A 19,728-nucleotide genomic window follows, 5' to 3' on the forward strand; every position below is an offset into this window, starting at 1 on the left:
ACACATTGTCCAAGAAGTCGGCGCCGCGCGCCCGCGGGCGCCCCGGCTGTCATGCGCAGCGGGTACGCTGCGCCTCTTTTGGATGGAGAAAAAGACGATGCGCACCGTTCACTTCGCCCTTGCCGCGACCGCCGTCCTTGGCCTGGCGGCCTGCAGCACCACCGGTCCCGCGCCCAGGCTGCTCACGCTCGACGGCAACCCGCCGCTGGTCATTGCGCACCGCGGCGCCTCGGGCTACCTGCCCGAAGAAACGCTCGAAGCCTATGCGCGCGCCATCGAACTGGGTGCCGACGTGATCGAGATGGACCTGGTCTCCACCAAGGACGGCGTGCTCATTGCCCGCCACGACCCCAACCTGGCCATCAGCACCGACGTGGCCAAACATCCGCGCTTCGCCTCGCGCAAGAAGACCATCAAGGTCGACGGCGAAACCCAGACCGGCTGGTTCAGCAACGACTTCACGCTGGCCGAGATCAAGACGCTGGGCGGCATCTCCACCGACCCCGAGCGCCCGCAGGAATTCAACGGCAAGTTCAAGATCCCCACCTTCCAGGAGATCATCGACTTTGCCAAGGCCAAGTCGAAGGAAACCGGCCGCACCATCGCGATCTACCCCGAGACCAAGAACCCGACCTACTTCCGCGAGCTGGGGCTGCCGCTGGAAGACAAGGTGATCGCCGCCATCAACGCCGCCGGCTGGAACAGCAAGACCGCGCCCATCTACGTGCAGTCCTTCGAGCCCGGCAGCCTCAAGTACATGAAGGCCAAGGGCCTGAACACCCGGCTCATCCAGCTGATCGACGGCGACAGCGTCGACCTGAAGACCGGCGCCGTGACCTTCGCCGTGCCGAGCGACCGCCCCTACGACTGGACCAAGGCCGGCGACAAGCGCAACTTCGACGCCATGGTCACGCCCGCGGGCCTGGCAGAAATCAAGACCTATGCCGACGGCATCGGTCCGTGGAAGCGCTACATCGTGAGCATCAAGGGCAGCATCGGCGCCGACGGCAAGCCGCTGGACGTCAACAAGGACGGCAAGATCAACGACGCCGACGCCACCTCGGTCTCGCCCACCGCGCTGATTGCCGATGCGCACAAGGCCGGCCTCTTCGTGCACCCGTTCACCTTCCGCAACGAATCGCGCCGGCTCGCGGCCGACTACAACAAGGACGGCAGGAACGAGTACGCGGCCTATTACAAGCTGGGCGTGGACGGCGTGTTCACCGACTTCACCGACACCGCGATCGCCGCGCGCGCCGACTACCTGAAGAGCATGGGGCGCTGAGCGCGACCTGGGGGTTTGCCCGGCACGGTCTTTGCGGAGGTTTCCGCAAAGCCTAGACTGTGCTCCATGAAACTCATCGATTCGCTCGTCACGCAGGCGGCCGGCATCGCCGCCGTGCGGCGTGACCTCCACGCCCATCCCGAACTCTGCTTCGAAGAAGTCCGCACCGCCGACGTGGTGGCAGGCAAGCTCACCGAATGGGGCATTCCCATCCACCGGGGCCTGGGCACCACCGGCGTGGTGGGCATCGTCAAGAACGGCACCAGCACTCGCGCCGTGGGCCTGCGCGCCGACATGGACGCGCTGCCCGTCACCGAGCTCAACACCTTCGCGCATGCCAGCAAGCACCACGGCAAGATGCACGCCTGCGGGCACGACGGCCACACGGCCATGCTGCTCGCGGCCGCGCAGCATCTTGCGAAGAACCGCAATTTCGACGGCACCGTCTACCTGATCTTCCAGCCGGCCGAAGAGGGCGGCGGCGGCGCACGCGAGATGATCAAGGAGGGGCTGTTCGAGCAGTTCCCGATGGACGCCGTCTTCGGCATGCACAACTGGCCCGGCATGAAGGCCGGCCAGTTCGCGGTGAGCCCGGGGCCGGTGATGGCGTCGGGCAACAAGTTCTACGTCAACGTGATCGGCAAGGGCGGCCATGCCGCGCTGCCGCAGACCGGCATCGACCCGGTGCCGATCGCCTGCGAGATCGTGCAGGCCTTCCAGACCATCCTCACGCGCAAGATGAAGCCGACCGACTCGGCCGTGATCTCGGTCACCACCATCCATGCCGGCGAAACCAACAACGTGATTCCCGACAACTGCGAGATGACGGGCACGGTGCGCACCTTCTCGATCGAGGTGCTCGACATGATCGAGTCGCGCATGAGGCAGATCGCCGAGCACATCTGCGCCGCGCACGGCGCGACCTGCGACTTCCGCTTCGAGCGCTACTACCCGCCCACCATCAACACCGAGGCCGAGGCCAACTTCGCGCGCCGCGTGATGGGCGGGATCGTCGGGCCCGAGAACGTGCTGCGGCAGGAAGCGGCCATGACCTCCGAAGACTTCGCCTTCATGCTGCAGGCCAAGCCCGGCGCCTATGCCTTCATCGGCAACGGCGACGGCACGCACCGCGACGTGCACCACGGCGAAGGGCCCTGCACGCTGCACAACGCGAGCTACGACTTCAACGACGAGCTCATTCCGCTGGGCGCCACCTGCTGGGTGCAGCTGGCCGAGCAGTTCCTCGGCAAGCCCGGGGGAGCCGCGCCTTGATCGGCATCGGCGAGGCGTTTTCGCCGCGCTATGCCCAGGCCCGCCAGAAGTTCCTGCAGGCCTGCGTGAGCGCGGGCCTCGCGGCCCTGCCGCATGCGCATCCGGGCAAGGGGCGGGACGGCGAGGAGCTCTCGATGGACGTGGCGCTCGATGGCGCCGCGGACGCCGAGCGCCTGCTGATCGTCTCCAGCGGCTGCCACGGCGTGGAGGGCCACTGCGGCAGCGGCGTGCAGGTGTTCGCGCTGCACGACGCCGAATGGCGCGAGAAGGCCAGGGCGCAGGGCGTGGCGGTGCTCTACGTGCATGCGCTCAATCCGCACGGCTTTTCGTACGGCCGGCGCGTCACGCAGGAGAAGGTCGACCTGAACCGCAACTTCGTCGATTTCTCGCAGCCGCTGCCGGCCAACGAGCCCTACGCCAAGCTGCATCCGCTGCTGGTGCCCGAGAGCTGGCCGCCCACGCCCGAGAACGAGGCCGCCATCGAGAAATGGATAGCCAAGCATGGCGCCGAGGCCTACCAGGCGGCCGTCACCAGCGGGCAGTACCAGTTCGAGGACGGCCTGTTCTTCGGCGGCAAGGCGCCGGCCTGGAGCAACAAGACCTTGCGCGGCGTGCTGCGCCGGCATGCCGCCAGCGCGCGCCGGCTGGCCTGGATCGACCTGCACACGGGGCTCGGGCCCAATGGCCTGGGCGAGCGCATCTTCGCCGGCCGCGACAACAAGGCCGCCTACGCGCGCGCCAATGCCTGGTGGGGCACGCCCGCGGCGCCCGTCACCTCGATCTACGACGGCTCATCGAGCGCGGCGCTGCTGCGCGGCCTGATGTGGGACACCGCGCACCAGGAGTGCCCGCAGGCCGAATACACCGGCATCGCGCTCGAATACGGCACGCTGCCCATGCTCGAAGTGCTGGCCGCGCTGCGCGCCGACCACTGGCTGCACAAGCACCCCGAGGCGCCGGCCGACCTGGCCGACGGCATCCGCGCGCGCATGCTCGAGGCCTTCTATACCGACACCGACGCCTGGCGCGGCCAAGTCGTGAGCCAGGCCAGGCAGGCGATGTTCCAGGCCGTGGACGGCCTCTGCAGCTAGGTCCGGACCCGCCCGTCGCCCGTCAGCATCGACAGCTCGACGAACTTCGATGCCACGTGGTTCTTGGCCGAGAACGACACCTCGAAACCGCCGAACTGCTGCCGGTCGATGCTTTCGAGGCCAGTGATGAGGCCGTCGCGCGAGGCCTTGCCCGGCGCGCGGCGCAGGCCCTCGGTCAGCACCTTGGCGGCAAGGTAGCCTTCCAGGCTCGAGAAATTGGCGCTCGCGCCGGCGCCGGCCTTCTTCACCGCTTCGCTGAATTCGCGCGTGATCGCATTGGCCGCGTTGTAGGGCGAAGGCACCACCTGCGTCACCATCACGCCCGCGCCCTCCTTGCCGAGTTCGTCGGCCAGCGCCTGGGTGCCGACGAAAGACACGTTGAAGAAGGTGCCGCCATAGCCCGCCTTGCGCGCCTGGCGGATGAAGGCCGCGCAGGCCTTGTAGGCGCCCACCTGGACCACCGCGTCGGGCCGCGCCGCCGTGATGCTCTTCACCGCCGCGGCCACGTCGACCGAATTGCGCTCCACCGTGGCCAGCGCCACCGGCTTGAGCTCCTGCTGCGACAGCGCGAGCGTGACGCCGTCCAGGCCCGCCTTGCCGTAGGCGTCGTTCTGGTAGAAGACCGCGATCTTCTTCAGGCCCAGGTGCGTGAGCTGCTTCACGATCAGCGCGGTCTCGTCGTTGTACGAGGCGCGCAGGTGGAACACGTTCCTGTGGAAGGGTTCGCGCAGCGACATCGCGCCGGTGAAGGGCGCGATGAAAGGCACCTTCTCCTTCACCGCGAGCGGCAGCGCCGCCATGCTGGTGGGCGTGCCGATGTAGCCGAAGAGCGCGAACACGTCTTCTTCGATCAGCTTTTGCGTGTTGGCGGCGCAGCGGTCAGGCTCGTAGCCGTCGTCCAGGTTCTTGATGACCACGTTGCGCCGGCCGGCCTGGGCGTTGTACTGGTCCAGGAACAGCTTGGCGCCCTGGTGGAACTGGATGCCCAACTGCGCGGCCGGGCCGGTGAACGGTGCCGATTGGCCCAGCACCAGCGGCACGTCGCCCTGCGCCCGCGCCAACTGGAAGCCGCCGAGCGCGGCCGCGCCGGCGCCCAGGGAAAAATGTCTGCGATTGATCATGTGAAACCTCCTTTGCGCCTTGCCGCGCCTCTGCCTGGAAAACTTTAGACTTGCCGGATGGTCGATGCCCCGGTCTCTACAACTGCTGTTCTCCCCACCAACACTTCCACGGTCCTGGGCGCCTGTCCGCACGACTGTCCGGACACCTGCGCCCTGGTCACCACCGTCAAGGACGGCGTGGCCGTGAAGCTGCAGGGCAATCCGGCCCACTCGCACACCGCTGGCGTTCTCTGCACCAAGGTTTCGCGCTACATCGAACGCAACGACCACGCCGAAAGGCTCGTCCAGCCGCTTCGGCGGACCGGTCCCAAGGGCAGCGGCCAGTTCGAACCCGTCAGCTGGGACGCCGCTCTTGACGACATCGCCGCGCATCTCCGTGCATTCCAGACAGATCCGGACACAATTGTGCCTTACAGTTACGCCGGCACGATGGGCCTGGTGCAGGGCGAGTCGATGGATCGGCGTTTTTTCCACAAACTGGGCGCCACGCTGCTGGACCGCACGATCTGCTCCATGGCCGGCGGCGAGGCCATGGTCCATACCCTGGGCGCCAAGGCCGGCATGCGGATCGAGTTCTTCGCCGAGGCGAAGCTGATCCTGATCTGGGGCAGCAACTCCATTGCCAGCAACCTGCATTTCTGGCGCCACGCCCAGGCCGCCCGGCGCGCTGGTGCGCGGCTGGTGTGCATCGACCCGCGCAAGACCGAAACCGCCGACAAGTGCGACGAGCACATCGCCCTGCTGCCCGGTACCGACGCTGCGCTGGCCCTGGCGCTGATGCACGAACTCATCGTGCACGGCTGGCTCGACCACGACTTCATTGCCAACCACACGCTCGGCTGGGAGCCGCTGAAGGAGCGCGCACTGCAATGGCCACCCTCGCGCGCGGCCGCCGTGTGCGGCGTGCCCGAGGCGCAGATCGCGGCGCTGGCGCAGGCCTACGGCACCACCCGGCCGGCCGCGATCCGCCTGAACTACGGCATGCAGCGCGTGCGCGGCGGCGGCAACGCGGCGCGCGCCATCGCCTGCCTGCCCGCACTGGTGGGGGCCTGGCGCGACCGGGCGGGCGGGCTCCTCCTGAGCAGCTCGGGCCACTTTCCGGTCGACCGCGCCGCGCTGCAGCGCCCCGACCTGCTCGCGGGCCGCCAGCCGCGCACCATCAACATGAGCACCATCGGCGACGCGCTGCTCGACCAGGCAAGGCCGGTGAAGGCCATCGTGGTCTACAACAGCAACCCGGTCGCGGTGGCGCCCGAGTCGGGCAAGGTGGTGGCGGGCTTTGCGCGCGAAGACCTTTTCACCGTGGTGCTCGAGCAGTTCCGCACCGACACCGCCGACTACGCCGACTACCTGCTGCCCGCCACCACCCAGCTCGAGCACTGGGACATCCACACCAGCTACGGCCACACCGACGTGCTGCTGAACCGGCCCGCGGTGGCGCCGCGCGGCGAGGCGCGCAGCAATGCCTGGGTGTTCCGCGAGCTCGCGCGCCGCATGGGCTTCGACGAGCCCTGCTTCTCGGACGACGACGAGGCACTGTGCCGCAGCGCCTTTGCGCCGGGCGCCATCGACTACGCGCAGCTGCTGGAGCAGGGCTTCACCAGCCTCGCGCTGCCCGAGGCGCCCTTTGCCGAAGGCCGCTTCCCGACGCCTTCGGGCCGCTGCGAATTCTTCAGCGCGCGCCTGGAGGCGCAGGGCATGGACGGCCTGCCCGACCATGTGCCCAACTACGAGGCGGCCGGCAGCTCCAGCGAGTTTCCGCTGGCCATGATCTCGCCGCCGGCGCGCAATTTCCTCAACTCGACCTTCGTCAACGTGACCAGCCTGCGCGCCATCGAGGGCGAGCCGCTGCTCGAGATCCATGAAGCCGACGCGGCCGCCCGCGGCATCGAGGACGGCGCCATCGTCCGCGTCTTCAACAGGCGCGGCGAGCACCGCTGCCGCGCCGAGGTGTCGCGCCGCGCGCGGCCGGGCGTGGTGCACGGCATGGGCATCTGGTGGCGCAAGCTCGGCCTGGACGGCACCAACGTCAACCAGCTCACCAGCCAGCGCCTGACCGACATCGGCCGCGGGCCCACGTTCTACGACTGCCTGGTCGAAGTGGAGCGTATTGCTCCCTCTTCCTCTGGGAGAGAGCCGGGGTGAGGGCTGCCCCCGCATTCGCCCTGGCCGGCGCACTGCTGCTGCTCGGCGGCTGCGCCGACCTCGGCTACTACTGGCAGTCGGCCAGCGGGCACCTCGGCATCCTGCGGGTGGCCAAGCCGGTGCCCGAATGGCTCGCGGACCCCGCGGTTTCCGCGCCGCTGAAGGCCAAGCTCGAACTCGCGCAGCGCATCCGCCGCTTCGCCGTGACCGAACTGGCGCTGCCCGACAACGCCAGCTACACCTCGTACGCCGATCTGCACCGCCCCGCGGCGGTGTGGAACGTGGTGGCCGCGCCGCCCTATTCGCTCACGCTCAAGAGCTGGTGCTTTCCGGTGGCCGGCTGCGTGGGCTACCGCGGCTACTACGACGAGGCCGCCGCCCGGGCCGAGGCCGAGGCGCTGCGCGCCAAGGGCCTGGAAACGGCCGTGTACCCGGTGCCGGCGTATTCCACGCTGGGCTGGATGAACTGGGCCGGCGGCGATCCGCTGCTTTCCACCTTCATCGGCTACCCCGAAGGCGAGCTGGCGCGCATCGTGTTCCACGAGCTCGCGCACCAGGTGCTCTATGTGCCCGGCGACATCGTCTTCAACGAGTCGTATGCCACCGCGGTGGAGCGCATCGGCGGCGCGATGTGGCTGCAGCGCGAGGCCAGCGAGGCGGCACGCGGCGAGTACGCACGCTTCGACGGGCAGCGCCAGCAGTTTCGCGCGCTGGCCCTCGAGACGCGCCGCGCGCTCAACCAGGTGTACGAATCCGCCCAGGCCAAGGCCGGCGACTGGCCCGCGGTCGACGCCATGAAGAAGGCCGCGATGGACGCCTTTCGCGAGCACTACGCGATGCTGCGCGCGCAATGGCAGGGGCCGCGGCAGGGCGCCTACGACCTGTGGGTGGCGCGCGCTAACAATGCGGCCTTCGGCGCCCAGGGTGCCTACGACGACCTAGTGCCGGGCTTCGAGGCTTTGTTTGCGCGCGAGAATCGCGACTGGCCGCGCTTCTACAAGGCGGTGCGCCGCATCGCCGCGCTGCCGACCATGGAAGAGCGGCGCAACGCATTGCAGACGGCCACGGGAATGCTGCAGACGCATTCCGGCCATGGCGGCAACAACGACAACGACAACAGCAGCAGAAGCAACGGAGGCCACGGTGCCTGACATCCATATCGAAAGAAACCACGCACTCGGCATTGCCGGCGCCCGCGAAGTCGCACGCCAGTGGATCGAGCAGGTCGGGCAGGACTACGGCCTGGAGTGCACCTACACCGAGGGCGAGGCCTGCGACGTCGCGCAGTTCAGCCGCGCCGGCATCGACGGCACGGTGGAGGTCACGGCCGACACGCTGACGCTGGAGGCGACGCTGGGTTTCCTGTTCAGCAGCTTCAGCGACCAGATCGAGCAGAAGATCTCGCGCAAGCTCGATGCCTTGCTGCAGGCGCCCGGCGGCGCCCGCTTCGCCTGAGCGGCCGCCAGCCGATCAGACGATGGTGTAGCCGCCATCCACCGGCAGCGCCGCGCCGCTGACCATCGAGGCGCCATCGGAGAGCAGGAACAGGATCGGCGCCACCACTTCGTCGACCTGCGCGAACCGTCCCAGCGGAATGTTCCGGAGCGCCGCCGCGCTCTTGGCGGGATCGGACCAGGCCTGCTCGGCCATGGGCGTGAGCGTGACGGTGGGGTTCACGCTGTTGACGCGGATGCCGTGCGGTCCGAGTTCGAGGCACAGCGACCGCGTGATGGCGTCCATGGCGGCCTTGGATGCGCAATAGCAAAGATGCGCATCGAGCGCGACCAGTGCCGCCTGGCTCGACACATTGACGATGCTGCCGCGCACGCCGGCCGCGATCATCGCCTTGGCGCAGCGCGAGGCGACCAGGGCTGCTGCGCGCGCGTTGACGGCCATCACGGCGTCGAAGCTCTCGGCCTGGACGTCGAGCGCCGGTTCGAGCAGTGCGATGCCGGCGCAGTTCACCACGAGGTCGAAGGCTGGCAGTGCTGCGAGTGCCCGTTCCAGTTCGGCTGGGTTGGCCACGTCGACGGTCAATGGGGTGCAGCCGGCTTCCGTGTGCAGTGTGTCGAGCGCGGCGGCGTTGCGGCCCACGGCGGTCACGGCTGCGCCTGATTGCGCGAGCCGCACGGCGACCGCACGGCCGATGCCGCTGCTTGCGCCTGTGACCAGTGCGCGCTGGCCGGAAAAATCGAAAGTTGTTGTCATGGTGTTGCTGTCATGGATTGGGGCTTGTGTTTAGGGCCGGTGTTCAGGGCGCGTGCACAGATCACCGGGTACTCCCCTCCGCGAATGTCCCCCGGCCTGCGGCCTCCTCCTTGATTCCGCTGCGAGGAGCACCCGATGCTCTGTGCACCGGGGCGCGCTGCTGGTGTACCGCTGATCAACCGGTGCTCTGATCACGCTCCCGTCGATGGGGTGCCTTGCGCAGCGAAATTAAGGAGGAGCCCGAAGGGCGGGGGACATTCGCGGAGCAAGGTACCCCGTCGGCGGGAGCGCACCCCGAACGCACGACGCGGCGATCGAAAAGCAAGGATTCATTTCAGCCGATGCATCGCATCACGCAATGCCGGATAAAGCGACTTGTAGATCTCGAAGCGCTCGCGATAAACAGCTTGCGCCGCAGCCCCGGGCCGCGCGCGTTCCACCAGCGTGACCCAGCCGCGTTCGGCAGTGGCCGCATCGACCAGCCCCGCGCCGAGCGCCGCGAGCATCGCCGCACCCAATGCCGCCTCGACCTCTTCCTCGATGGTGAACACCGGGTAGCCCGTGACGTCCGCCACGATCTGCATCCACAGGTCCGAATGCGCCGCGCCCCCGACCACGATCAGCCGGTCGTCCAGCGGCTGGCCGCTTTGCCGTCCGGCCTCGATGTTGTGCTGCAGTGCAAAGCTCACGCCTTCGAGCACCGCGCGGTACATGTGGGCGCGGCTGTGCGCGAGCGAGAGGCCGATGAAGGCGCCCTTGGCCTGCGCGTCCCAGATCGGGCTGCGCTCGCCCATCAGGTAGGGAAGGAAGACCAGGCCTTCGGCCCCGGGCGGCACCTCGATGGCCTTGCGTTCGATCAGTGCGTGCGCATCCTCGCCGGTGCGCGCGGCCTCGGCCACCTCGGCCTGGCAGAAAGCCTCGCGGAACCACGTGACGGCCGCGCCCGCGGTGATCGCACCGCCGAACACATAGCTGCGGTCGGCGCCGCGGTAGACGTGCGGCATCGTGATGAGTTTGTGGCGCGCATCCACCGTGGGGCTCACGAAGCCCCAGCACATGCTGGTGCCGATCATCGCCACGTGGTCGCCGCTGCCGGTGACGCCCGCGCAGAAGGTGGCCACGGCCGCATCGACGCCACCGCCCATCAGCGGCATGCCTTCGACGAGGCCGAGCTTCGCGGCCCATTCGGCGCTCAGGCCGCCCACCACCTCGCTCGATTCGACCAGGCGCGGCGGCATCATGCGCGCCGGAATGCCCAGCATGCCGAGCGCCTCGTGGGACCAGCCGCGCTGTGCCGCGTCGTACACGCCGCCGATGTTGCCGGCCGAACTGTGGTCCACCGCGAGCTCGCCGGTCAGGCGCCAGTTGACGTAGCTGTTGGGCGGCAGGAACCAGCGCGTCTTCGCCCACACCTCGGGCAGGTGCTCGCGGATCCACAGCATCTTGGTGAAGCCGTAGTAGCTGTCGACGCCGTTGCCGGTGATCGCCTGCAATCTCGCGACATCGACCTGCGCATTCACCGCATCGACCTCGGCGGTGGCGCGGCGGTCCATCCAGATCAGGCAGGGGTGCAGCGGCTGCATCGCCTCGTCGACCGGGATGCCCGCGCCGCCGTACAGGCTGCTCACGCACATCGCGGCGATCTCCGTTGCAGCGATGCCGCTCTTCGCCACGCAGGCGCGCACGCTCTCGCACACCGCGTCGAACCACACATCGCAGTCCTGCTGCGCCCACAGCGGCCTGGGCGTGTCGGGCTGGTAGGCCACGCTCGCCTGCGCATGCACCTTGCCGTCGGTGCCGGCCAGCAGGCACTTGGTGCTCTGCGTGCCGATGTCGACGCCGATCACGTATTTCATGATGATGTTGTTGCCCGCGGCTGCGGCTTGAGCAGCACCTTGATGGAATCGAGCGAGTTGGCCAGTGTGAAGGCGCGCTCCCACTCGGTCAACGGGAAGTCGTGCGTCACGATGCCCTTCGAGGTGACGAGGCCGCGCGCCAGCAGGTCGATGGCAATCGGGTAGCAGTAGGGCCCCAGGTGCGCGCCGCGCACGTCGAGTTCCTTGCGGTCGCCGATGATCGACCAGTCGGCGCTGGTCTCCGAGCCGAACACGCTGAACTCGACGAAGCGGCCGAGCTTGCGGATCATCTCCAGCCCCTGCGTCACGCCGATGGGCGCGCCGGTGGTCTCGATGTACACGTCGCAGCCATAGCCTTCGGTCAGGCCCTTGACGATGGCGTCGGCGTTCTCGGTCTTGGGATTGATGGTCACGTCGGCGCCAAACTTCTTGGCCAGTGCGAGCCGCTCGGGCACGAGGTCGATCACGATCAGCTTCTTCGGCGTCTTCAGGTGCGCGGCCTGCACCATCATCAGGCCCAGCGGGCCGGCGCCCGCGATCACCACCACGTCGTCCAGTTGGATGTCGCCCCGGTTCACCGTGTGGATCGCGCACGAGAGCGGCTCGATGATGGCCGCGTCTTCCAGCGAGATGCCGTCCGGGATCCTGTGCACGCGCGAGGTCGGCGGCAGCCGCATGTAGTCGGCCATGCCGCCGTCGGCCACGATGCGCTGGAAGCCGAAGATGTTGTGCACCTCGCACATCCAGTACTTGCCCGAGGTGCAGAAGCGGCACTTGCCGCAGGGCACGATCTGCTCGGCGATCACGCGGTCGCCTTTTTCCACGCCGAAGTGCTCGGCCGCGCCTTCGCCGAGCGCTTCGACATAGCCGAAGAATTCATGGCCCGGGATCACGGGCGCCTTGACCCACGAGGGCTGCCCATCGCCGCCCCAGAACATCTTCGCGCCCGAGTGGCACTTGCAGTCGGACGCGCAGATGCCGCAGGCCGCAATGGAGATCAGCAGCTCGTTCGGGCCGATGCTGGGCATCGCGACGGTTTCGAGCCGGTAGTCCTTGGGGCCGTGGCAGACGACGGCCTGCATGGCGGCGAGTTGGCCGATGGCGCCCGATGCGCCGGGCTGGAGCTTTTGATAAGACATGGGTTCCTTGTGGTCAGGGGGTGTTGGAAATTTCTCCCTCCCCTTCCGGGGGAGGGCCGGGGTGGGGGCAAGCGGCGCTTCCAGGCACGCTCTGCCTGCCCCCATCCCAGCCTTCCCCCGGGAGGGGAAGGAGCAAGGCAGAAGAGGGTCAGCGTTTTGCCTCGCGGCTGATGAAGATCGCAAGCAAGACAATCCCGCCCTTGATGATCAATTGCAGGTACGGCGACACGCCGATCATGTTGAGCCCGTTGTTCAGCACGCCCAGCAGCAACGCACCGACCAGCGTGCCGACGATCGCGCCGCGGCCGCCGGCAATGGACGTGCCGCCCATCACCACCGCCGCGATCGCATCGAGTTCGAAGCCCACGCCCACGCCGGGCTGCCCGCTGGTCACGCGCGCCGCCTGCACGATGCCTGCGACGGCGGCGGTGAAGCCGCTCAGCGCATACACGAGCAGCTTGTAGCGCGACACGCGCACGCCCGAGAGCCGCGTCGCTTCCTCGTTGCCGCCGATGGCATACACGTAGCGGCCGAAGGGCGCCATGTTGAGCAGCACGTATGCCACGAGGTAGGTGGCGAGCATGATGAGGATGGGCACCTTGATGCCCGCGAGCACGCCGCCGCCGAGGAACGCGAAAGAGTCGGGCAGTCCGTCGATGGGGTAGCCGCCGGTGTAGATGAGCGCAATGCCGCGCGCGATGCCCATGGTGGCGAGCGTCACGATGATGGGCGGCATGCGCAGGTAGGCCACACAGTAGCCGTTGAAGAGGCCGTTCACCACGCCGACGGCAAGGCCGAGCGGCACGGCGAGCACCGGCGGCAGCCCGAACTGCACCATCATCCCCGAGGCGAGCGTGCCGGAGAGCGCCACCACCGCGCCGACCGAAAGATCGATGCCGCCGGTGAGGATGGCGGCGGTCATGCCGACCGCGATGATGGCGTTGATCGACGACTGCAGCGCGATGTTCTGCAGGTTGCCCCAGGACAGGAAGTTGTCGGTCGCGGCGATCATGAAGACCGAGATGGCGACGAGGCCTACCAGCGGGAGGAAGGCGGTCGAGCGGCGCAATTGGGTGAAGAGTCCTCCATCGGGCGCTGGCGGTGTCGGGTGGGTGGCAGTTGCGTTCATTTCAGGTGCTCCATGGCGCATTGCTGGAAGACAGGGGCGCTGTTGTTCTTGGCGCTGTTGTTCAGGGCGTGTGCACAGATCACCGGGTACTCCCCTCCGCGAATGTCCCCCGGCCTGCGGCCTCCTCCTTGATTTCGCTGCGGGGAGCACCCGATGCTCTGTGCACCTGGGCACGTCGCTGGTGTACCGCTGATCGACCAGTGCTCTGTCCAACGTTCCCGTCGATGGGGTGCCTTGCGCAGCGAAATAAAGGAGGAGCGCGAAGCGCGGGGGACATTCGCGGAGCAAGGTACCCCGTCGGCGGGAACGCGCCCCGAAGCGGCAGTCATTGCAAACCCCCGGACGAAGTAGCGTGCCGCATGATGTCCCCCGAATTGATGGCGTCGCCTTCGAGCGTGGCCACGATGGACCCGCCCGAGAACACCGCCACGCGGTCGCACATGCCCACGATCTCGGGCAGCTCGCTCGAGATCATGATGATGGACTTGCCCTGTTGCGTGAGCTCGCGCATCAGGCCGTAGATCTCGGCCTTGGCGCCCACGTCGATGCCGCGCGTGGGCTCGTCGAAGATCAGCACCTCGCTCGCGTGGCCGAGCCAGCGCGCGATCACCACCTTCTGCTGGTTGCCGCCCGACAGCGTGGCCACGCGCGTCTCGATGCCCGGCGCCTTCACGCCCACGCGCTTCGAGAGCTCGGCGGCCGATTGCCTTTCCGACTTCTGGCTCACGAGCCCCGCGCGCCTGTAGCGGCCGAGATTGTTCATCGAGATGTTGAAGCGGACCGTGAAGTCGGTGATCAGCCCCTCGACCTTGCGGCTCTCGGGCAACAGGCCAATGCCGTTCGCAAGCGCCTGCGTCGGGTCGTTCAGCCGCACGGGCCGGCCGTTGCGCAGCACCGTCTTGCGGTGCGCGCGGTCGGCGCCCATCATGCCCAGCGCAAGCTCGGTGCGGCCCGAGCCCACCAGCCCCGCAAAGCCGAGGATCTCGCCTTCATGCAGCTCGAAGCTGTTCACCGGCCCGCCCTTGGCGAGCTGGATCTCGGGCACCTCGAGCACCTTGCGCCCGCGCGGTGCGGGCTGCGGCTTGGGCGGAAAGCTGTGCTCGATCCTGCGGCCGACCATCATCTCGACCAGTGCATCCACATCGGTCGCGCCCACCTCCGCATGCCCCGCGTTGGCGCCATCGCGCAGCACGCTGATGCGGTCGCACACCTCGAAGATCTCGTCCAGGTGGTGCGAGATGAAGATCATCGCCACGCCCCGGGCGCGCAGTTCGCGCATGATCCTGAACAGGTGGCCGGCCTCGTTGGGCGTGAGCGTGGCGGTGGGCTCGTCGAGCACCAGCAGCTTCGCGTCGAGCGACAGTGCCTTGCCGATCTCCACGAACTGCTGCTGCGCCACCGAGAGCCGGCAGATCGGCACGCCAAGGTCGATCTGCACGCCCAGCTCGTCGAAGAGCTGCTGCGCCGAACGCTTCATCGCGGCCCTGTCCATCAGCCCGAAGCGGTTCGTCAGGTAGCGGCCCAGAAAGATGTTCTCCACCGCGTTCAGGTACGGCACCAGGCTGAACTCCTGGAAGATGATCCCGATGCCCGCCGCGATCGCGTCGGCATAGCCCGCGAAGCTGCGCTCGCTGCCCTCGATGAAGATGCGCCCCTCGTCGGCCTGGTAGATGCCGCCGAGGATCTTCATCAGCGTCGACTTGCCCGCGCCGTTCTCGCCGAGCAGCGCATGCACCTCGCCCTTGCGGATCGAGAGGTCGATGCCCGAGAGCGCCTTCACGCCCGGAAAGCGTTTGGACACGCCTTCCAGCCGGAGCATCTCTTCTGGTGCAGAGGAGGAGGTCATGGCCGGCGCCGGTTACCAGCTGAAGGTCTTCGCGCCCTCGGCGTCGATCAGCTTCACGTCCACCGGCACCGCGGCCGGCACGTTGGCGCCCCACTTCTTCGCCAGCGCGATGCCGATCGCCAGGCGGATCTGGTCGCGCGGGTACTGCGCGGTGGTGGCGATGAACTTCGAGCCCGGCTTCTGCATCGCCTTGATGGCTTCGGGCGCGCCGTCCACGCTCGCGAGCTTCACGTCCTTGCCGCTGGCCTCGATGGCCGCGAGCGCGCCCATCGAGCCGCCGTCGTTCACGCTGAAGATGCCCTTCAGGTCCTTGTTGGCCTGCAGGATGTTCTCGGTGACCGTGAGCGCGGTGGCGCGCTCCTGCTTGCCGTTCTGCGTGCTCACCACCTTGATGCCGGGGTACTTGGCCAGCGCTTCGCGGCAGCCCTTCACGCGCTCCAGGATCGGCACCACCGGAATGCCGTCGAGGATGGCCACGTCGCCTTTTTCGCCGATGCTCTTGGCCAGGTATTCGCAGGCGAGGCGGCCCGCGTCGGTGTTCTTCGAGCCCACGAAGGAGTCGACCGGGCCCTGCGCGTTGGCATCCACCGCCACCACGATCAGCCCCGCCTTCTTGGCCGAGCGCACGGCCGACTGCACGCCGGTGGAGTCGGTCGGGTTCAGCAGCAGGATGTCGATCTTCTTCTGGATCATGTCCTCCACGTCGCCGATCTGCTTGGCCACGTCGTGCCGCGCATCGGTGGTGACCACGGTCGCGCCGATGCTGGCCGCGGCCTCTTCGAGCGCCTGCTTCATCGTCACGAAGTAGGGGTTGTTGAGTTCCTGGAAGGTCATGCCGATGCGCAGCGGCTGCTTCGGTGCCTGCGCCTGTGCGGCGGAGGTACCGAAGGCCAGGGCGGCGGCGAGGGCGGTGGCTTTGAGGATGTTCTTCATGGTGGCTGTCTCCTGGAGGTTGTCTCTGTTTGAAAAACGCTGGCAAAGGGTCGCCCCGCGCGGCGCCCGTGCGCCACGCCAGAGACGACGTGGGGGGAACTCGGGACGCGCGCTAGGGCGGGCTGGCGGCGCGCGATGCGGCGGCTTGCATGCGATGGAAATTGCGGAACTTGGTCGGCGGCATGCGCTTGTGCAGCAGGAACTGCCGGTTGAAGTTCGACACGTTGTTGAAGCCCACGTCCATGCAGACGTCGAGCACCGGCTTCTCGCTGCTGGTGAGCAGCTCGCAGGCGCGGCTGATGCGCAGCCGGTTCACGTAGCGCACGAACGACTGGCCCGTGTGCTTGCGGAAGGCGCGCGAGAACGCGCTCGGGCTCTGGCCCACCAGCTCGGCCAGCATCGGCTCGCGCAGGTCGTCGCCCAGGTTGGCCGCGATGTGCGCGAGCACGTTGTTGATCGCATGCGACATGAAGGCCTTGGGGTCGGGCTTGAACGCGGGGCTCGCGAGCCGCTGGCGGTCCTGGCTGTCCGCCAGCAGCTCGAGCAGCGAGAGCAGCAGGATCACGCGGCGCAGCCCGCGCGCTTCCAGCAGCGATTCCATCAGCGGCTTGGCGGCGGCGGCGGTCTCGGCCGGGAAGAGCAGGCCCGAACCCGATTCGGCCAGGAGCGGCGCGATGCGCTCGAACTCGGGAAAGCTGGCCGCCATGTTCTTCGCCAGCCCGGCCGGAAACTGGATCACGATGCCGCGCCGCTCCACGCTCTGGCCCGCGGGCACGTCGCTGATCCAGTTGTGCGGCAGGTCGGGACCCATGAGCACGAGGTTGCCGGGCTCGAAGTGGCCGACGTGGTCGCCCACGAAATACACGCCCCGGGTCTCGACGATCAGCTGGATCTCGTACTCGGGGTGGAAATGCCAGCGCACCGTGCGATACGGATAGCCGTGCGCCCAGGCGGTGAACGATTCGTCACCGCGGACTTCGACGATTTCCAGATCGGGTTGCATGGACGGTTGGTTCCTTTTGCTTGTCTCGGAGCGCACTGTACGAATCGCCCCGGGCGCCAACAACCAGAGATGGCGCCCGAAATTGATACTTTTTTGACCTTTGTGCAAGCCTGCCGGCCAGGGCATTGCATCGCAGCAAAGCCCTTTCTCCTCGGGAGAGAGGCCGTGCCGCGCGGCGATTGCTGCACCGCCGCAAGACCGCCGCGCGCCGCATCAAGAATTCATAGGTGTTTTCCCGCCCCGCAAAGGCCGGGCGGCGGCACGGCACACTCTGGCGCCATGACGAACACCTCTTCTCCTCCCCCGGCCGCGGGCCCGCTGGCCGGCCTCAAGGTCGTCGAGCTCGGGCAGCTGATTGCCGGGCCTTTTGCGGCGCGCACGCTGGCCGACTTCGGCGCCGAGGTCATCAAGATCGAGCCGCCGGGCGCGGGCGATCCGCTGCGCACCTGGCGGCTCCTGAAGGACGGCACTTCGGTGTGGTGGCAGGTGCAGTCGCGCAACAAGCGTTCGCTCGCGCTCGACCTGCGCCAGGCCGAGGCGCAGGCCGTGGTGCGCCAGCTGGCCGCCGAGGCCGACGTGCTGGTCGAGAACTTCCGCCCCGGCGCGATGGAAGGCTGGGGCCTCGGACCCGACCAGTTGCTGGCCGCCAACCCCGCGCTCGTGATGCTGCGCATCAGCGGCTACGGCCAGACCGGCCCGTACCGCGACCGGCCGGGCTTCGGCGTGGTGGCCGAGGCCATGGGCGGGCTGCGCCACCTCACGGGCGAGCCCGGCCGCGTGCCGGTGCGCGTGGGCGTGTCCATCGGCGACACGCTGGCCTCGCTGCACGGCGTGATCGGCGTGCTGATGGCGATGCAGCACCGCCATGCCACCGTCAGCGCCGAGTATCCGAAGGGCCGGGGCCAGGTGGTCGACGTGGCGCTCTACGAGGCGGTCTTCAACTGCATGGAGAGCCTGCTGCCCGAGTACAGCGCGTTCGGCGCGGTGCGCGAGGCGGCCGGCAGCGCGCTGCCCGGCATCGCGCCGACCAACGCCTACCGCTGCGCCGACGGCGGCTACGCCATCGTCGCGGGCAACGGCGACAGCATCTTCCGCCGGCTGATGGCGTGCATCGGCCGGCCCGACCTCGCGGCCGATCCGTCATTGGCTGGCAACACGGGCCGGGTGGCGCAGGTGGAAATGCTCGACGCCGCCATCGGCGAGTGGACGGCAGCGCGCACGGTGGACGAGGTGCTGGCCGCGCTCGATGCGGCGCAGGTGCCGGCCGGCCGCATCTACACCATTGCCGACATCGCGGCCGACCCGCACTACGCCGCGCGCGGCATGCTGCAGCAGGTGCACATGCCGGACGGCAGCACGCTCGCGGTGCCCGGCTTCGTGCCCAAGCTCTCGCTCACGCCGGCCAGCCACCGGCGCAGCGCGCCCGCGCTGGGCGCGGACACCGATGCGGTCCTGAAGGAGATCGGCCTGAACGCCGAGCAGATCGCCGCGCTGCATGCGCGCGGGATCGTCGGCTGAGCGCTGCGGCTCAGGCGCGCAGCGATTCGATCAGGTCGATGTACTTCTGCTTCGCCTCGTCGGCGCCCAGGCCCTTTTGCGCGGTCCAGGCGTCCCACTTGGCACGCGCGACGATGTCGCTGAAGCTCGGCTTCTTGGCCGTGTTGTCGCCTTCGGTGGCCTGCTTGAAGAGGCCGTAGATCTTGAGCAGCGTGGGGTTGTCGGGGCGTTCCGGCAGCAGCTTGGAGTTGGCCTGGGCGGCTTCGAAGAGGGCGTTGAGATCAGACATGGCGGTCGGATTGAAAAGCGGGAAACCCGCATCTTAAAGTGCGCGGTACCCGCGGGTACCAAGGCGCGGCTCAGTCCGACAGCCCGGCCCGCGCCAGTTCCACGTCGAGCCGTTCCTTGGCATCCGCCGGCTTCAGCGCGGCGGCCTTCTCGTAGAGCTGCGTGGCCTCGCCCAGGCGCGCGTCGCCGTGCAGCATGAGCAATGCGCGGCCGTATTCCATGAGCGCGCTGGGCGAATGGGGGTGCAGCTCGAGGCCGCGCTCGAACAGCTCGACCGACATTTCGGCGCGCACGCCGTAGGTCATGCGGCCGACCAGCGCGCCCACCTTGTCGATCACCTCGGCGTGGAAGGCGGCCAGCGCGATGTGCGCATCGGCATGCTGCGGCTGCAGCTCGATCACGCGCTCCAGCGCCCCCTTGAGCTTGCTGCCGAGGCCCTGCGCCAGCGCGCGCGCCACGCTGATGCCCTGGCTGTAGCGCCCGAGCGCATAGGCCTGCCAGTAGAGCGCGTGGCAGTTGTCGGGCTCGGCGCCGACTTGCGCGGCGGCGCGTTCGATGACCTGGCGGAACATCGAAAGCCGCACCGATTCGCGCGGCTCCAGGTAGTTGGCATAGACGGCGGTGGCCTGGTTGGCCAGCACCAGGCCCTCCGGCCCATGTGCCAGGCCGAGGGCGGCGGCGCGCTCGAACTCGCCGTTGTGATAGAGCGCCCAGCCATCGGCCAGCGGATGCCCGCTTGGCGGCGGCGGCAGCGCGTGGCCCGCGTGCAGCCGCGGCCAGTGCGGCAGCAGGCTGTGCGCGTCGTAGCGCGGCAGGTCGGCGTAGGGCAGCGGTGTCCAGGATTGCGCAGCAGCCGCCGCGGCAACCGGGCTGGCGGACATCAGCGAGAGCGGCTTGAAATCTGGATGGGACATG

Annotated in this window: 17 protein-coding genes; 7 read left to right on the top strand and 10 right to left on the bottom strand. The window is 68.3% G+C overall.

Annotated elements, in window-relative coordinates:
• The first annotated feature begins 97 nt into the window (after positions 1–97).
• From AC1DSC_RS29665 to AC1DSC_RS29675, 3 genes are all read left to right on the top strand, one after another.
• Positions 98–1,285, top strand: a complete 1,188-nt coding sequence (locus tag AC1DSC_RS29665; RefSeq protein ID WP_412510156.1) for a glycerophosphodiester phosphodiesterase — start codon at positions 98–100, stop codon at positions 1,283–1,285.
• Positions 1,286–1,351: 66 nt separating this feature from the next.
• Positions 1,352–2,557, top strand: a complete 1,206-nt coding sequence (locus AC1DSC_RS29670; RefSeq protein WP_412510157.1) for a M20 aminoacylase family protein — start codon at positions 1,352–1,354, stop codon at positions 2,555–2,557.
• On the top strand, positions 2,554–3,648 hold the full coding sequence (locus tag AC1DSC_RS29675) for a M14 family metallopeptidase (RefSeq protein WP_412510158.1): 1,095 nt from the start codon (positions 2,554–2,556) through the stop codon (positions 3,646–3,648). The genes AC1DSC_RS29670 and AC1DSC_RS29675 overlap by 4 nt, the downstream gene beginning before the upstream one ends.
• On the opposite strand, the gene AC1DSC_RS29680 is transcribed toward AC1DSC_RS29675, so the two are convergent.
• A complete protein-coding gene (locus AC1DSC_RS29680; protein ID WP_012745498.1) occupies positions 3,645–4,769 on the bottom strand; it encodes an ABC transporter substrate-binding protein in 1,125 nt (374 codons plus the stop codon). The two genes, AC1DSC_RS29675 and AC1DSC_RS29680, sit on opposite strands and share 4 nt — an antisense overlap.
• A 57-nt stretch (positions 4,770–4,826) precedes the next feature.
• Here AC1DSC_RS29680 and AC1DSC_RS29685 point away from each other — a divergent pair, with 57 nt between their 5' ends.
• The 3 genes from AC1DSC_RS29685 to AC1DSC_RS29695 are packed head-to-tail and all read left to right on the top strand — an operon-like array spanning position 4,827 to position 8,369.
• Positions 4,827–6,914: a molybdopterin-containing oxidoreductase family protein gene (locus AC1DSC_RS29685; protein ID WP_412510159.1), complete on the top strand. Its 2,088-nt coding sequence runs from the start codon at positions 4,827–4,829 to the stop codon at positions 6,912–6,914.
• Positions 6,911–8,065, top strand: a complete 1,155-nt coding sequence (locus AC1DSC_RS29690; protein WP_436287164.1) for an aminopeptidase — start codon at positions 6,911–6,913, stop codon at positions 8,063–8,065. Before AC1DSC_RS29685 ends, AC1DSC_RS29690 begins: the two co-directional genes overlap by 4 nt.
• Positions 8,058–8,369 (top strand): polyhydroxyalkanoic acid system family protein, encoded by a 312-nt coding sequence (locus tag AC1DSC_RS29695; RefSeq protein ID WP_369664028.1) that lies wholly within the window; start codon positions 8,058–8,060, stop codon positions 8,367–8,369. The genes AC1DSC_RS29690 and AC1DSC_RS29695 overlap by 8 nt, the downstream gene beginning before the upstream one ends.
• Before the next feature lie 15 nt (positions 8,370–8,384).
• On the opposite strand, the gene AC1DSC_RS29700 is transcribed toward AC1DSC_RS29695, so the two are convergent.
• The 7 genes from AC1DSC_RS29700 to AC1DSC_RS29730 all read right to left on the bottom strand — a co-directional run bounded on the left by AC1DSC_RS29700 (position 8,385) and on the right by AC1DSC_RS29730 (position 17,028).
• Positions 8,385–9,122: an SDR family oxidoreductase gene (locus AC1DSC_RS29700; protein ID WP_436287165.1), complete on the bottom strand. Its 738-nt coding sequence runs from the start codon at positions 9,120–9,122 to the stop codon at positions 8,385–8,387.
• Positions 9,123–9,451: 329 nt separating this feature from the next.
• Positions 9,452–10,978 carry an FGGY-family carbohydrate kinase gene (locus AC1DSC_RS29705; RefSeq protein WP_412510162.1) on the bottom strand — a complete coding sequence of 509 codons (1,527 nt, stop codon included), beginning with the start codon at positions 10,976–10,978 and terminating at the stop codon, positions 9,452–9,454.
• Complete coding sequence (locus tag AC1DSC_RS29710; RefSeq protein ID WP_412510163.1) at positions 10,975–12,117, bottom strand: alcohol dehydrogenase catalytic domain-containing protein; 1,143 nt, start codon at positions 12,115–12,117, stop codon at positions 10,975–10,977. The genes AC1DSC_RS29705 and AC1DSC_RS29710 overlap by 4 nt, the downstream gene beginning before the upstream one ends.
• A gap of 148 nt (positions 12,118–12,265) precedes the next feature.
• On the bottom strand, positions 12,266–13,246 hold the full coding sequence (locus tag AC1DSC_RS29715) for an ABC transporter permease (RefSeq protein WP_412510164.1): 981 nt from the start codon (positions 13,244–13,246) through the stop codon (positions 12,266–12,268).
• Between the two features lie 325 nt (positions 13,247–13,571).
• Complete coding sequence (locus AC1DSC_RS29720; protein WP_412510165.1) at positions 13,572–15,092, bottom strand: sugar ABC transporter ATP-binding protein; 1,521 nt, start codon at positions 15,090–15,092, stop codon at positions 13,572–13,574.
• Between the two features lie 12 nt (positions 15,093–15,104).
• On the bottom strand, positions 15,105–16,025 hold the full coding sequence (locus AC1DSC_RS29725; protein WP_369664033.1) for an ABC transporter substrate-binding protein: 921 nt from the start codon (positions 16,023–16,025) through the stop codon (positions 15,105–15,107).
• 112 nt (positions 16,026–16,137) lie between these two features.
• Complete coding sequence (locus AC1DSC_RS29730) at positions 16,138–17,028, bottom strand: helix-turn-helix domain-containing protein (RefSeq protein WP_412510166.1); 891 nt, start codon at positions 17,026–17,028, stop codon at positions 16,138–16,140.
• 279 nt (positions 17,029–17,307) lie between these two features.
• Here AC1DSC_RS29730 and AC1DSC_RS29735 point away from each other — a divergent pair, with 279 nt between their 5' ends.
• Positions 17,308–18,546 carry a CaiB/BaiF CoA transferase family protein gene (locus AC1DSC_RS29735; RefSeq protein ID WP_412510167.1) on the top strand — a complete coding sequence of 413 codons (1,239 nt, stop codon included), beginning with the start codon at positions 17,308–17,310 and terminating at the stop codon, positions 18,544–18,546.
• Between the two features lie 10 nt (positions 18,547–18,556).
• Here the strand turns inward: AC1DSC_RS29735 and AC1DSC_RS29740 are convergent, their stop codons facing one another.
• Both AC1DSC_RS29740 and AC1DSC_RS29745 read right to left on the bottom strand, forming a co-directional pair.
• Positions 18,557–18,814, bottom strand: coding sequence for an acyl-CoA-binding protein (locus tag AC1DSC_RS29740; protein WP_012745510.1), 258 nt, complete (start codon positions 18,812–18,814; stop codon positions 18,557–18,559).
• Between the two features lie 70 nt (positions 18,815–18,884).
• The gene (locus AC1DSC_RS29745) at positions 18,885–19,727 is read right to left on the bottom strand and encodes a tetratricopeptide repeat protein (RefSeq protein ID WP_278880136.1); all 843 of its coding nucleotides are present in this window, start codon (positions 19,725–19,727) and stop codon (positions 18,885–18,887) included.
• Between the last annotated feature and the right edge of the window lies 1 nt (position 19,728).

This window comes from Variovorax sp. 01N425 (assembly GCF_056399465.1).

Excerpts from the sequence above, each read along its gene's own strand:
- AC1DSC_RS29665 (WP_412510156.1), top strand. The coding sequence starts at position 98 with ATGCGCACCGTTCACTTCGCCCTTGCCGCGACCGCCGTCCTTGGCCTG.
- AC1DSC_RS29670 (WP_412510157.1), top strand. The coding sequence starts at position 1,352 with ATGAAACTCATCGATTCGCTCGTCACGCAGGCGGCCGGCATCGCCGCC.
- AC1DSC_RS29680 (WP_012745498.1), bottom strand. The coding sequence starts at position 4,769 with ATGATCAATCGCAGACATTTTTCCCTGGGCGCCGGCGCGGCCGCGCTC.
- AC1DSC_RS29685 (WP_412510159.1), top strand. The coding sequence starts at position 4,827 with ATGGTCGATGCCCCGGTCTCTACAACTGCTGTTCTCCCCACCAACACT.
- AC1DSC_RS29700 (WP_436287165.1), bottom strand. The coding sequence starts at position 9,122 with ATGACAACAACTTTCGATTTTTCCGGCCAGCGCGCACTGGTCACAGGC.
- AC1DSC_RS29705 (WP_412510162.1), bottom strand. The coding sequence starts at position 10,978 with ATGAAATACGTGATCGGCGTCGACATCGGCACGCAGAGCACCAAGTGC.
- AC1DSC_RS29710 (WP_412510163.1), bottom strand. The coding sequence starts at position 12,117 with ATGTCTTATCAAAAGCTCCAGCCCGGCGCATCGGGCGCCATCGGCCAA.
- AC1DSC_RS29715 (WP_412510164.1), bottom strand. The coding sequence starts at position 13,246 with ATGAACGCAACTGCCACCCACCCGACACCGCCAGCGCCCGATGGAGGA.
- AC1DSC_RS29720 (WP_412510165.1), bottom strand. The coding sequence starts at position 15,092 with ATGACCTCCTCCTCTGCACCAGAAGAGATGCTCCGGCTGGAAGGCGTG.
- AC1DSC_RS29725 (WP_369664033.1), bottom strand. The coding sequence starts at position 16,025 with ATGAAGAACATCCTCAAAGCCACCGCCCTCGCCGCCGCCCTGGCCTTC.
- AC1DSC_RS29730 (WP_412510166.1), bottom strand. The coding sequence starts at position 17,028 with ATGCAACCCGATCTGGAAATCGTCGAAGTCCGCGGTGACGAATCGTTC.
- AC1DSC_RS29735 (WP_412510167.1), top strand. The coding sequence starts at position 17,308 with ATGACGAACACCTCTTCTCCTCCCCCGGCCGCGGGCCCGCTGGCCGGC.
- AC1DSC_RS29740 (WP_012745510.1), bottom strand. The coding sequence starts at position 18,814 with ATGTCTGATCTCAACGCCCTCTTCGAAGCCGCCCAGGCCAACTCCAAG.
- AC1DSC_RS29745 (WP_278880136.1), bottom strand. The coding sequence starts at position 19,727 with ATGTCCCATCCAGATTTCAAGCCGCTCTCGCTGATGTCCGCCAGCCCG.